At 72.2% G+C, this 12,760-nt stretch carries 11 protein-coding genes; 9 read left to right on the top strand and 2 right to left on the bottom strand.

Translation table 11 applies throughout. The features are described from left to right. Nucleotides 1-44: 44 nt before the first annotated feature. Complete coding sequence (locus AC07AB_RS24530; protein ID WP_478570460.1) at nt 45-2,126, bottom strand: hypothetical protein; 2,082 nt, start codon at nt 2,124-2,126, stop codon at nt 45-47. 335 nt (nt 2,127-2,461) lie between these two features. Here AC07AB_RS24530 and proB point away from each other — a divergent pair, with 335 nt between their 5' ends. The 5 genes from proB (at nt 2,462) to AC07AB_RS24505 (ending at nt 8,238) form a co-directional block, all read left to right on the top strand. Beyond that, entirely contained in the window at nt 2,462-3,568 is a 1,107-nt protein-coding gene (gene proB / locus AC07AB_RS24525; RefSeq protein ID WP_478570588.1) for a glutamate 5-kinase, read from the top strand. Between the two features lie 340 nt (nt 3,569-3,908). Beyond that, entirely contained in the window at nt 3,909-4,394 is a 486-nt protein-coding gene (locus AC07AB_RS24520) for a hypothetical protein (RefSeq protein WP_478570458.1), read from the top strand. A gap of 324 nt (nt 4,395-4,718) precedes the next feature. Further along, a complete protein-coding gene (locus AC07AB_RS24515; protein WP_478570455.1) occupies nt 4,719-6,017 on the top strand; it encodes a glutamate-5-semialdehyde dehydrogenase in 1,299 nt (432 codons plus the stop codon). A 273-nt stretch (nt 6,018-6,290) separates the two neighbouring features. Continuing rightward, entirely contained in the window at nt 6,291-6,887 is a 597-nt protein-coding gene (locus tag AC07AB_RS24510) for an SCO2584 family spore wall biosynthesis protein (RefSeq protein WP_478570452.1), read from the top strand. Nucleotides 6,888-7,143: 256 nt separating this feature from the next. Continuing rightward, nucleotides 7,144-8,238 (top strand): SCO2583 family membrane protein, encoded by a 1,095-nt coding sequence (locus tag AC07AB_RS24505; RefSeq protein WP_478570449.1) that lies wholly within the window; start codon nt 7,144-7,146, stop codon nt 8,236-8,238. Between the two features lie 137 nt (nt 8,239-8,375). Here the strand turns inward: AC07AB_RS24505 and AC07AB_RS24500 are convergent, their stop codons facing one another. Continuing rightward, complete coding sequence (locus AC07AB_RS24500; RefSeq protein ID WP_478570446.1) at nt 8,376-9,503, bottom strand: M48 family metallopeptidase; 1,128 nt, start codon at nt 9,501-9,503, stop codon at nt 8,376-8,378. A gap of 102 nt (nt 9,504-9,605) precedes the next feature. Between AC07AB_RS24500 and AC07AB_RS24495 the strand changes: the two genes are divergently transcribed. The 4 genes from AC07AB_RS24495 to AC07AB_RS24480 all read left to right on the top strand — a co-directional run bounded on the left by AC07AB_RS24495 (nt 9,606) and on the right by AC07AB_RS24480 (nt 12,617). Beyond that, the gene (locus AC07AB_RS24495; RefSeq protein ID WP_478570443.1) at nt 9,606-9,776 is read left to right on the top strand and encodes a hypothetical protein; all 171 of its coding nucleotides are present in this window, start codon (nt 9,606-9,608) and stop codon (nt 9,774-9,776) included. A gap of 126 nt (nt 9,777-9,902) precedes the next feature. Continuing rightward, nucleotides 9,903-10,067 (top strand): hypothetical protein, encoded by a 165-nt coding sequence (locus tag AC07AB_RS24490; protein WP_363131773.1) that lies wholly within the window; start codon nt 9,903-9,905, stop codon nt 10,065-10,067. Nucleotides 10,068-10,111: 44 nt separating this feature from the next. Further along, nucleotides 10,112-10,723 carry a nicotinate-nucleotide adenylyltransferase gene (gene nadD / locus AC07AB_RS24485; RefSeq protein ID WP_478570440.1) on the top strand — a complete coding sequence of 204 codons (612 nt, stop codon included), beginning with the start codon at nt 10,112-10,114 and terminating at the stop codon, nt 10,721-10,723. A gap of 40 nt (nt 10,724-10,763) precedes the next feature. Then, on the top strand, nt 10,764-12,617 hold the full coding sequence (locus AC07AB_RS24480) for an LCP family protein (protein WP_478570438.1): 1,854 nt from the start codon (nt 10,764-10,766) through the stop codon (nt 12,615-12,617). Nucleotides 12,618-12,760: the final 143 nt, after the last annotated feature.

The raw sequence follows: 12,760 nt of genomic DNA, 5'->3' as shown, positions 1-12,760 counted from the left end.
CCGGGAGATTTCTCCCGGGGCCTTCCGCACGCGGTTTTCCGCTCTCAGACGCCGGCGCGCTCCTCCGGGGAGTCCGGGGCCGGGCGCATCTCGTCGGCGGCCGGGTCCATGTCGCGGGGGGAGGGGACGTCGCCCGGGGCGCGGGCCGCCATCCGGGCGCGGCGCTCGTCGGCCTCGTCGCACAGCGCGAGCGCGGCGGCGTTGAAGCGGGCCAGCGAGGGCGGGTCGGAGGGGCCCAGCAGCTCCACCTTCAGCTCGGCGCGGGCCGTGGCGAGGCGGTCCTTCGCGGGGTTGCGCACGGCCTCCAGCAGCGCCGGTACGCCCTCGGCCCTGGGGGAGAGGATGGTGGCCGCGCTGACGGTCGGGAAGCCCGCGACGAACTCCTCCTCCGGCATGTCGCTGGTGTTGGCCACCGCGTACGGCTTCTCGCTGCTCAGGTAGTCCGAGACGACGCTGGACACATCGCTGATGAGCACGTCGGACTGGTTGAAGCAGGTGTAGAGGGCGGGCCGCGCGGCGGTGATGACCTGGTGCTCCCAGGCCGGCAGCGAGGCCCAGTAGGCGGTCTCCCAGGCGGTGGTGGCCGCCTCCACGGTCGCGGCGCGGCCGGGCTCGGGGGCGCCCTGGAGCATCATCCGCTCGACCTCGTCGGCGCTGTCCCGGAAGGTGCTGGTGGTGAGGCGGTCCAGCTCGGCCGTGCGGCGGGCCAGTTCGGCCGCGGCCTCGGGGCCGGGGCGGGCGCCGGAGCGCTTGGCGGCGGCCTCGCGGACCATCGCCATGATGCGCTCGTTGGCACGGCCGGCCCGGGGGTCGACGGAGCCGGTCATCGGGTGCGGCTTGTAGAGCAGGCGAACCTTGGGGTCGGCGAGGAGTTCCCGGACGATGTTCTCGCCCGCGAGAATCACCGAGGTGTTGCCGGGGTTGCCGTCCCAGCCCTCCCAGGTCGGCGCGTACAGCACGGTGGTGAACTCGCCCTCGGGCGCGCCCCCGTACGGCTGGATGGGGGCCAGCTGCGGGCGGCCGACCTCGACGACGTCCTTGTCCTCGACGCCGATGTCGGCGAGCTGGTAGCGCTCGCGGGCGGCGGGGCCGGCGACCCAGACCTCGTCGTACGCCTTCGAGTACGGGTTGCAGCTGGAGAGCTTGTCGCTCTCGCCGTGGTTGGTGAACGCGTGCTTGATCGAGGGCATGCGCAGCACCTGCGAGGTCTTACCGGAGTTGGCCGGGTGGAGCATCATCTTGATCGACGACTCCTCCAGCGCCATCAGGTGGACGACCTTGGGGATGCAGATGATGGGCACGTCGGTGGCCTCGATCTTCTGCACCATGAAGCGCTCGCGGAGCACGATGACCGGGTTGCCGTCCAGCTCGGCGAGGGTGGAGAGCCACATGTTCGCCTGGTAGGCGGAGGAGGTGCCGCCGGAGAAGTACATGCCGACGGTGGGCTGGTACGCGGCCAGCCACTTGTCCAGCCAGGCCAGCGCCTGCTGTTCGACGGCGATGCGCTTCTTGGGCAGCAGCCAGGTGGCGAGGTAGGCCGTGCCGCCGATGGCGAGGACCAGCGCGATGCCGAGGCCGATCTCGCCCCACAGGGCGTTGCCGGTGGCGGCGGTGGTGAGCAGGCCGGCGCTGGCCGGCGCCGTGAAGCGCAGCAGCCGGCGGCCCTGCTGACGGGCGAGCAGGCGCGGCGGGGCGGCGGACAGGCGCAGCCCCGCCGCGTCGATGTTGCGGGTCAGGAACGGCAGCGTACGGGTCCGGCGGACCACCACCGCGGCGGCCTGGCAAGCGAAGTGGGCGCAGTAGAAGAGCAGCAGCGCGATGAAGAGCGGCGCGTGCTCGCGCGTCGCGTCGATGTTGTGGACGCGCAGCAGCCCGACCATGATCAGCATGTCGCGCAGCAGCTGCCGGACCGTGACGTCGAGGCGGATTCTGCTCAATAGCGAGAGCAGACCGGGGTCGCGGTGCTGTAGGACGAGATCGAGCGCGAGCCCCGCTGCCGAGGCGGCGACGAAGACCGGCACATTGGGCAGCAGCGCGCCGACGAGCTGGGCGGCGAAGAACACGAGCATCGCGAGCAGCGCCGCGAGCGCTGCGGCTCGGCGGGAGGCTGTTCCGGCAGAAGGCACTGGGCGGGCTCCTGGCAGCAGGACTGGAGGATTGGAGGCGACCATTTTGGGGAACGGTCGACCACTGACCGTATGTCGAGCGTTGGCCCGGTAGCAATCTGCCGTGATGTGAATCACCCTAAAAAGGATTATTCACCTGCGCTCGGAGGGATATCCTCCGCCCCTGCGCCCGCGCCCACTTGAACCGTCGCGAGCCGTCGTGGCTCCCCACGCCCCGTCCGGAGGCCGAAACGGCCCGGCGCGCCGGCCGGTGCCTGCCGTAGATTTGCGAATCGGACAAGAACGGCATCGGCGAGCACAGGGGTTGTACGCGCGTGGCACAGGCGAGACAGGACGTGACGGACGCCCGCAGGGTCGTGGTCAAGGTGGGCTCCTCCTCGCTCACCACCGCCGCCGGAGGGCTGGACGCCGACCGGGTCGACGCGCTCGTCGACGTCCTCGCCAAGGCCCGCGGGCCGCGGCCCAGGGAGATAGTCCTGGTCTCCTCCGGCGCCATCGCCGCCGGCCTCGCGCCGCTCGGCCTCGACCGGCGCCCCCGCGACCTCGCCCGCCAGCAGGCCGCCGCCAGCGTCGGGCAGGGCCTCCTGATCGCCCGTTACACGGCCTCCTTCGCGCGCTACGGCCGCCGCGTCGGCCAGGTGCTGCTGACCTCCGACGACACCAGCCGCCGGGCCCACTACCGCAACGCCTGCCGGACCCTGGACCAGCTGCTGGCCATGCGGACCGTACCGATCGTCAACGAGAACGACACGGTCGCGACGGACGAGATCCGCTTCGGCGACAACGACCGCCTCGCCGCGCTCGTGGCCCATCTCGTCCGGGCCGACCTGCTCGTCCTCCTCTCCGACGTCGACGGCCTCTACGACGGCGACCCCAGCACCCCCGGCACCGCCCGTATCGCGGAGGTCAGCGGCCCGGCGGACCTCGACGGCGTCACCATCGGCAGCGCGGGCAAGGCCGGCGTGGGCACCGGCGGCATGGCCACCAAGGTCGAGGCCGCCCGGATCGCCGCCGCCGCGGGCATCCCGGTCGTCCTGACCTCCGCCAGCCAGGCCGCCGACGCGCTGGCCGGGCGGCCCACCGGCACGTACTTCCACCGCACCGGCCGGCGCTCCGCCGACCGCCTGCTGTGGCTCGCGCACGCCTCCACGCCGCGCGGCGCGCTCACCCTGGACGAGGGCGCCGTACGGGCCGTACTGGAGCGGCACGGCTCGCTGCTGCCCGCCGGCATCGAGGCGGTCGAGGGGGAGTTCGCGGCGGGGGACCCGGTCGAGCTGCGGGACGGCGCCGGGCGCGCGGTGGCGCGCGGCCTCGTCAACTTCGACGCCAGGGAGATCCCCCAGCTGATCGGCCGCTCCACCAGGGACCTGGCCCGCGAACTCGGCCCGGAGTACGAACGCGAGGTCGTGCACCGCGACGACCTGGTCGTGCTGAGCCCCTGACGGGCGCGGGGCTGAGCCTTGACGGGCGTCCGCCTGAGTACTCAGCAGTACTCGGCAGTACTCGGCGGGCGCTCGCCCGAGCCCCCGGCGGGCGCCTGCCCGCCTCCCCGACGGGCGCGGGCCGCGGGCGGGGCCGGTGCGAAGTCCAGCCTTTCACCAGCCTTTGTACGGACACCTTCGCGAAAACCGCCACGCGGCCGCCGCCAGGCTGGTCAACTTTGAAGAACGGCCGCCTTGGGCAGCGGCCGTCCGCAACGCACATGCTGCGCGCAGCAGCGGGAAACAGCACGGAACGGCTCCGCCGCACGCGCGCGGAGCAGCGATCAACAGGAGGCCGCCGGTGAGACGAGGGCGCCCGGGCGCGCTGCCCCGAGGGACGGCGGAGCGCGCACTGACCAGCGTCGGGACAGGCGAGGAGGTACAGGTGCCGGGTGGGGCCGGCGCCGCGGAGCCGAGTTCCGACCCGCAGCCGCGGGGCGCCGAGGTATCGCGGCTGTGGCACATCACGCTCAGCGTCTCGGGCACCGAGGCGCCGTTGAAGGAGGTCCGGCGGGCGCTCGAACAGCTCGCCCACGACCACCCCTTTCTGCTGACCAGCCGCTACGCCAACGATCACGCCGAGATCCGCTACTGGGAAGAGGCCAGGGACCTCCACGACGCGGCGGCGGTCGCGCTCCGGCTGTGGGGCGAGCACCGCTCGACGGCCCGGCTCCCGCCGTGGGAGATCGTCGGCCTGGAGGTCATCGACCGCGAGACCTATCACCAGCGCATCGCGGAGGGCTACGGTCCGCCGCCTGCCTCCCCGGTGGGCGTGCACCCGTTCTGAGCGGCGCTTCGGGCGTGGGCCGGTTCTGAGCGGTGCGCGCCCGGCGCGGGCCGGTTCCGAGAGGCGCCGGCGCGCGTCGATGCCGAGAAAGCCGGGGAAGCGGGGAGGCGGGGAAGCCGAGGACGTGGGGAAGCCAAGGACGCCGGGGAAGCCGTGGAATACGCCCGGCGCGGGCCGTACCGGTCGGCGCCGGAGCCGTATACGATCCCCGCCCCGGCCCGCGGCACCGCCGCCGCCGTGCTCGCGGCCGTGATCACCGTCTCGCAGTGCGGGATCTGCGCCATAAGGGGTGGGGCCGGGCTCCGCGCTCAGTAGGCTGCCGTCATGAGCAGTGTCTTCCCCTCGCCCCTGGCCGACCCCATGCCGCAGTCCCCGGTGCTGCGCGCCGCCTACCGCGCCCGCGCCGCGGCCGCCGACCTCGCGCCCCTGCCGCGCTCGGTCAAGGACGAGGCGCTGCTGGCCATGGCCGACGCCCTGGAGGTCCGCACGAAGGACATCCTCGCGGCCAACGCCGAGGACGTCGAGCGCGCGCGGGCCGCCGGGACCGCCGAGGCCGTCGTCGACCGGCTGACCCTGACCCCCGAGCGGGTCCGCGCCATCGCCAAGGACGTACGGGACGTGGTGGCGCTGCCCGACCCGGTCGGCGAGGTGGTGCGCGGCTCCACCCTGCCGGGCGGCATCGACCTGCGGCAGGTCCGGGTGCCGCTCGGCGTCGTCGGGATCATCTACGAGGCCCGCCCGAACGTGACCGTGGACGCCGCCGCGCTCTGCCTCAAGTCCGGCAACGCGGTGCTGCTGCGCGGCTCGTCCTCCGCGGCCGCCTCCAACGCCGCGCTCGTGAAGGTCCTGCGCGACGCCGTCGGCGGCTCCGGACTGCCCGCGGACGCCGTGCAGTTGGTGCCGGGGGAGAGCCGGGAATCCGTACGGGAGCTGATGCGCGCCCGCGGCATGGTGGACGTGCTGATCCCGCGCGGCGGGGCGTCGCTGATCCGTACGGTCGTCGAGCAGTCCACGGTCCCGGTGATCGAGACCGGCACCGGCAACTGCCATGTGTACGTGGACGCCGAGGCCGACCTCGACATGGCCGTCGACATCCTCGTCAACTCCAAGGCGCAGCGCCCGAGCGTCTGCAACGCCGCCGAGACGCTGCTCGTGCACCAGGACATCGCCGCCGCGTTCCTGCCGCGCGCGCTGGCCGCGCTGGCCGAGGCCGGGGTCACGGTGCACGGCGACGAGCGGGTGCTGGAACTGGCCGAGGGGTCGCAGGCGACCGTGGTCGAGGCGACCTTCGAGGACTGGGAGACCGAGTACCTCTCGTACGACATCGCCGCCGCCGTCGTGGAGTCGCTGGACGCGGCCGTCCACCACATCCGGCTCTGGTCCTCGGGCCACACCGAGGCCATCGTCACCTCCTCGCAGCAGGCCGCCCGCCGCTTCACCCAGCTCGTGGACTCGGCGGCGGTCGCGGTCAACGCCTCCACCCGCTTCACGGACGGCGGTCAGTTCGGCTTCGGCGCGGAGATCGGCATCTCGACGCAGAAGCTGCACGCGCGCGGGCCGATGGGCCTGCCCGAGCTGACGTCGACGAAGTACATCGTGACGGGGGACGGGCACACGCGGTGAGCCTCCGGGCGCATGGCTCCGAAGTCAGTACGGCTCCGGGGCGCACGGCCTCGGGGCGCGGGGCACCAGGGCGTAGGGCACCAGGGCGCGGGGCACCGGGACGTACGGCTCCTGAACGCACAGCCCTTGAACGGTCCTTGAACGCACAGCCCTTGAACGTACGGCCCCGGGGCGCGCGGCGTTGGGACACACGGCCTCGGGACACACGTCCTCGCATGTGTTAATTGCCGTACTCTCTGCCCAAATTGACCCCTCCGGGGCTACGCTGGAAACGTGCCGGACGACACGGGGGGCAGGCCGTTCCCGGACGGCGAAGAGCCCGAGAGCCAGAACCACGGCCATGGGGACGCGGACGACCCGTTCGCCTCCGTGGTCCTCGACGAGGACTTCGTACGGTCCGCCAAGATCCATGAGCCCACCGCGGTCGAGCGGATGCTCGCGGCGGCCCAGTCCCGCCGCGCACTCTCCACGCCCGCCGACGAGGACGCGTACGACGAGACGTATGACGACGGCCGCGCCGGGCTCCGCCCCGGCAGGGGCCGCGACGGCCGCGGCGCCCGCCGCCTCGACCCGGACGACGCCTACGGACCGTACGGCCGCTACGGCGGCCTCCGCCGCCCCTACCGCGGCCACGCCCGCTGGCACCGCCCGGTGGCCTGGGTGCTCGCCGTGCTGATGGGCATCGGCGTGGTCGCCCTCGCCTTCACCGCCGTCTACCGCGGCGCCTCCTCCAACAGTCGGCAGGGCCCGGCGGCCCCGCCCGCCACGAGCGGGGTGGACAGCCCCGCCAAGGAGCATCAGGACCCCTTGCCCTCGGTCTCCGCGGACTCCGAGCCGCCCGTGGCCTCGGCGGCGCCGCGCCATCCTTGAGCGGCCCGGCGTCCTTGAGCGTCCTTGAGCGGTCCGCCACCGTTGAGGCGTCTGCCGCCCGTGAGCGGTCCGCCTTCCGTGAACCACCCGCCGACCCTTGAGCGGTCCGCCGACCCGTGAGCGAGCGGTCCGTCTTCCGCGAGCGCCGCGCCGTCCCCGAACGGTGTGCCCGACCCGGGCCGACGCGTCAGCTTTCGTCCGAACTTGTCGTGTACCAGGGCGTTTACCTGAGCGTCCGCAGACCTACTCTTGAAGTATGGCCGGGCCTGGAGAGCCACCTGAGGGGACTCCCGAAAGTGTCCCCGGAAGCAGCGACGACGAGTACGGTTCCGTCGCCTTCGACGAGTCGTTCGTGCGCGCTGCCCGGCTTCAGGAGTTCTCCGCCCGGGAGCGCATGCGCGACCACGCCCAAGCGGTGCGCAGCCGCTCGCCCTGGGCGCGCATCGGCGCCCCGCGGCAGGTGCTCGTCCTGGTGCTGCTGATCGCCCTCGCCTTCGGCACCGCCGTCTACATGGGCGTACGCCACCCCTACAAGGAAACGCCGCCGCCCGCCGCCGACCCGCTGCGCACCACGCTCATCCCGCTCGCGCCCACCGGCGCGGTCGTCGGCTCCTCGGCCCGCGACCTCTTCGAGCACAGCCCCGCCGCGCAGTTCAGCGACGGCTCGGAGGGCGTGGCGCTGCCCGCCGCCCGGAAGACCCGGCACTTCTCCGAGAGCCAGGTGCTGGCCGCGCTCGCCGCCGCCAAGGAGTACGTCGTCAAGTCCTCCCTCGACCCGGGCGTGCTCACCGGCGGCGACACCCGGACCACGCGCGTACTGCTCGACCCCTCGCAGCTCGCCCAGTACGACCAGAGCCTCGCCCACCCGCAGGACGACGGGCGGCACGCGGCCACCGGCTGGCTGGTCCGCTTCGACGCGTCGAAGACCGCCCTCGCGGACGCGCCCGTACGGGTCGGGGGCACCCTCTCCGTGACCGAGACGGCCGGCGCGCTGGAGGTCACCGCCGACCACACCTTCGTCTACCCGCTGCGCCCGGCGCGGGCCGGTCGCGGCCCGTCGGCCGGGGCGGACCAGGTCTCGCTCTTCACCGTCCGGCGCGAGATGCGCTTCCGCTTTGACCGGGACGACCTGCGCGATCACCACATCGAGGTGGCGCAGGCCAATGTGCAGGCCGGCCCGGAGTCCTGCGCGGCGGACGCGGCCGGGTATCTGCGCCCCTTGCTGGCCGGGGAGCGGGCCAAGGACGAGGGCCCGGCCGGTACGGACCCGTACGCGACCGGCCGGGCCACAGCGTCGCTCTGCGGGGTGCTGGCGGCCGGCGCCCTGCCGACCCCCACGGGCCGCCGCTAGCGCCCCGCAGGCCCCGCGGGCCGGCCGTAGCGCCCCGCAGGCCCTCGCGGACCGGCTGTAGCGCGCCACAGCCCCCGCAGGCGGCCCGTAAGCGTCAGGCAGCCCGTAAGCGCCAGGCAGCCCCCCCGCAGACCGGCTCAGCGACCCCCAGGCCCCCGCGGGCCGTCACCGGCGTCGCTCGGCGGGTCCTCGGGTCCCTCCGCGGGGCCCTGCCCGGTGGACGCCCCGCTCCGGCCGGTGAAGGTGTCCCGGAGCTTGCCGCCCAGGTCGCCCGCGCCGCCCGCGATGTCCCGTACGAGCCCCATCAGCGGGTCCTTGCTGGACCGCACCGAATCGGCGTAGTGCGTCGCGGACTCCTTGAAGGAGTCGGTCACCGAGGTGTCCTTGTCCTCGTCGCGGCGCGGGTAGTGGCCGTCCATGATCCGCTGGTAATCGCGGCTCTCGGCCCACTTCTTGAGCTCGGCGGCCCGTACGGTCGTGAAGGGGTGGCTGCGCGGCAGCACGTTCATGATCTTGAGCACGGAGTCCCGCAGATCGCCGCCCGACTCGTACTCCTCGGCCTGCGCCAGAAACGCGTCCACATTCATCTCGTGCAGGTGGTTGCCGCCCGCGATCTTCATCAGGCCGCGCATCGACGCCCGCAGATCCTGCCCGACCAGCAGCCCGGCCCGGTCCGCCGACAGCTCCGACTTGCGGAACCACTCGCGCAGCGCCGTGACGATCGCCATGATCGCGATATTGCCCAGCGGTATCCAGGCGACCTTGAGTGCGAAGTTGGTAAGAAACAGCAGGATGGTGCGGTAGACGGAGTGCCCGGACAGTGCGTGGCCCACCTCGTGGCCCACCACCGCCCGCATCTCCTCCTCGTCGAGCAGCTCGACGAGCCCGGTGGTGACGACGATGATCGGCTCGTCCAGGCCGATGCACATGGCGTTGGGCTGCGGGTCCTGGGTGACGTACATCGGCGGGACCTTCTCCAGGTCCAGGATGTGGCAGGCGTCCCTCAGCATGGTGTTGAGGTGCTGGAACTGCTGGTCCCCGACCCGCACCGAGTCGGAGAGGAACAGCAGCCGCAGGCTGCGCTCCGGCAGCAGCCCGCTCAGCGCCTTGAAGACGGTGTCGAAACCGCTCAACTTGCGCAGCGCCACCAGCGCCGATCGGTCCGCCGGGTGCTCGTATGCGCGCGAGGAGATACCGGGGAATCGTTTCCGTTCACGGCTGGGCACCTGCTCGTGTCCCCCGCCACTGCTGTCACTGTCGCTCATGGTGACCCCCTTTACTGGGCTGATCAGGCTGATCCGAACCCGTCCCCCCCGCTATTCGGACCCCAGCCTAGATGTTGATATCGGGCTGGCTACCGTGGAGCCATGCCCGACATGAATGGCCTGACCGGCTACCCCGGCTTCACGGAACTGCTCGCCGTCTCCAAAGGAGACGGGGGGCCCGGCATGCTGCTGCGTACGGTCCTCATCGTCTCGGTCGCCGGCATCGCCCTCCTCGCCTGGTTCCTGCTGCGCGGGTACGGCAACAAGGACTGATCGCCGGGTGCTGAACGCGCCTGACTAGGACGGACGCGTGGAGTCGCCGTGAGGTTGCCACCCGCTGCCGCATACGATGTGTCAGAAGTCTCTGCCCGATCCCATCCCGGATAGGTCCTGCCGAAGATGACCGCATTCAGCACCGCCCACACCGCCCTGGTCACGCTCGCCGCCGAGGGCGAGCACGTGGACACCCACGAGAGCATCAGCCCCTTCATGACGGGCGGCGCGGCCCTCGTCATCCTGCTGCTCCTCCTGTGGGGCGTCACCCGTTTCAACCGCGACCGCTGAACCGCCGTCCCGGTGTGCGGCCGAGCCCAGTAGGGTCTGCACGCATGGGAGAGCAGACAGAGCCCGCGAAGCGGCGACTCGGCGTGATGGGCGGGACCTTCGACCCGATCCACCACGGCCACTTGGTCGCCGCGAGCGAGGTGGCCTCGCAGTTCCACCTGGACGAGGTGGTCTTCGTACCGACCGGGCAGCCGTGGCAGAAGAGCCACAAACAGGTGTCCCAGGCCGAGGACCGCTATCTGATGACGGTCATCGCCACCGCGTCCAACCCGCAGTTCTCGGTCAGCCGCATCGACATCGACCGTGGCGGTCCCACCTACACCACCGATACGCTGCGGGACCTGCGCGCCCAGCACGGTGACGCGGACCTCTTCTTCATCACCGGAGCCGACGCGCTCTCGCAGATCCTCACCTGGCGGGACACCGAGGAGCTGTTCTCGCTGGCCCACTTCATCGGGGTGACGCGGCCGGGGCACGTACTGGCCAACCCGGGGCTTCCGGAGGACGGCGTCTCCCTGGTCGAGGTGCCCGCGCTGGCGATCTCGTCGTCCGGCTGCCGGACGCGCGTCGCACAGGGCGACCCGGTCTGGTATCTGGTGCCGGACGGCGTGGTCCGCTACATCGACAAGCGCAAGCTGTACCGGCACGACGGCTGAATCCGGCAGACACCGGCTGACACCGGTTGAAGGGGCTCTGGTGAACGACCGACAGGACCCGTACGCACAGGAACCACTGGTGTACGGCTACGACGCCTATGGGCAGCCGGTGTACCAGCCGAACGACCCGCAGCGGGTGTACGACCAGTACGGGCAGCCGATTCAGCAGGGGCAGCCGAATCAGCAGGGCCATACGGGCCAGCAAGGCCACACGGGCCAGCAGGGTCATACGGGCGGGCACGGGCAGTCGGTTCCGCAGCAGCAGGGGCAGCAGCAGTACCAGCCGCAGCAGCAGTATCAGCAGACACAGCAGCCGTACGACCCGTACGGGGCCGGGACGCAGCAGGGGTACGGCTACGACCCGTACGCGCAGCAGTCCTACCAGCAGCAGCTGTATCCGCAGCATCAGCAGTCGGCTCAGCAGCCCCAGCAGCCCGCTCGACAGCCCGAGCAGCAGCAGTACCAGCAGTCTCAACAGGGGCAGTCCCAGCAGCACCACCAGCCTCAGCAGCAGGTCCAGCAGCAGGAGTGGATCCCGCAGCAGGCCGCGGCCCCGCGCCACGAGGAGCGCGCCGAAACGCCGGTGGAGCCGACGGGGCGACCCGAGAGCCCGGACGGGACCGCCGCCGAGGAGGGCGAGGAGTACCGGACCGAGCAGTTCTCCTTCATCGAGGAGCCGGACGAGGACTCCGAGGACGTCATCGACTGGCTCAAGTTCAGCGAGAGCCGCACCGAGCGCCGGGACGAGCGCAAGCGCCAGGGCCGCAACCGCGTCGTCGTGCTCGTCGTCGTCCTCGCGCTGGTCGTGGCCGGCGGCGTCGGCTACCTCTGGTACGCGGGGATGCTGCCCGGCACGGGCGGCGACGCGAAGGGCGCTGCGGCCTCCGGCGGCGCGCAGAAGCGCGACGTGATCGTCGTCCACCTGCGCGAGACCAAGGGCGGCGGCAGCTCCACGGCCCTGCTGGTCGACAACGAGACCACCGACCGGGGCACCACGGTCCTGCTGCCGAACTCGCTCGCCGTCTCCACGGACAGCGGCGGCGCCACCACGCTCGGCAAGTCGGTGCAGGACGGCGGCACCGGCGCCACCCGCGACGCCCTGAACACGCTGCTCGGCGCGGACATCAAGGGCAGCTGGCGGCTGGACACCCCCTACCTGGAGAACCTCGTCGAACTGGTCGGCGGCATCTCGCTCGATACGGACACGACGGTGCCCGGCGCGAAGAAGGACGACAGCCCAAGGGTCAAGCAGGGCAAGGACCAGGGGCTGAACGGCCAGGCGGCCGTCGCGTACGCCACCTACCGCGCGTCCGGAGAGGCGCAGGCCAAGCAGCTCGCACGGTTCGGCCAGGTCATGCAGGCGGTCCTGAAGAAGGTGTCGACGGACACCGGCTCGGCCGTCAACACGGTGGAGTCGCTCGCCCAGATCCCCGACCCCTCGCTCTCCGAGAAGCAGCTCGGGGCCTCCCTGGCGCACCTCGCCGAGCTGGCCAAGAAGGGCTCGTACGACACCACGCTGCTGCCCGTGCAGGGGGACGGAGCGCTCAGCCCGAAGGCCACCGAATCGATGGTCAAGGACGTGCTCGGCGGCACGGTGAAGGAGACCGCCTCGGACACGCCGCCGCGGGTGAGCGTGAAGAACGCCACGGGGAAGAAGGCGGCCGCCGGTTCGGCGCAGATCACCCTCGTCAACGGCGGTTACACCTTCGTCGACGGCGGCGCGCAGAGCTCCGGGCAGCCCGCGTCGGCGGTGACGTACTCCGACGAGAAGCGGGCGGCACAGGCCAAGGAGATCGCCAAGACGCTCGGCCTGCCGGCCGGGGCCGTGACCAAGGGCAAGGGCGCCCCGAACGCGGATGTCACGGTGGTCCTGGGGAGCGACTACAAGGGGTGACGGCCCCCGCGGCGCGACACGGCGTGACGCGTCCCCCGGCCCGTACGACCGGACGGGCCGGGGGAGAGGACAACGCGGGGGGAGGGGTGGCCAGTAGGAGGGTCGGGCGCGGTGGCAGGGCGGTCAGAGGAGAATTAGGACCC

Source organism: Streptomyces sp. NPDC044033, assembly GCF_056434425.1.
This window is presented reverse-complemented; position numbering and strand designations above follow the sequence as displayed.

Excerpts from the sequence above, each read along its gene's own strand:
- AC07AB_RS24490 (WP_363131773.1), top strand. The coding sequence starts at position 9,903 with ATGACCGCATTCAGCACCGCCCACACCGCCCTGGTCACGCTCGCCGCC.
- AC07AB_RS24495 (WP_478570443.1), top strand. The coding sequence starts at position 9,606 with ATGCCCGACATGAATGGCCTGACCGGCTACCCCGGCTTCACGGAACTG.
- AC07AB_RS24500 (WP_478570446.1), bottom strand. The coding sequence starts at position 9,503 with ATGAGCGACAGTGACAGCAGTGGCGGGGGACACGAGCAGGTGCCCAGC.
- nadD (WP_478570440.1), top strand. The coding sequence starts at position 10,112 with ATGGGAGAGCAGACAGAGCCCGCGAAGCGGCGACTCGGCGTGATGGGC.
- AC07AB_RS24505 (WP_478570449.1), top strand. The coding sequence starts at position 7,144 with ATGGCCGGGCCTGGAGAGCCACCTGAGGGGACTCCCGAAAGTGTCCCC.
- AC07AB_RS24515 (WP_478570455.1), top strand. The coding sequence starts at position 4,719 with ATGAGCAGTGTCTTCCCCTCGCCCCTGGCCGACCCCATGCCGCAGTCC.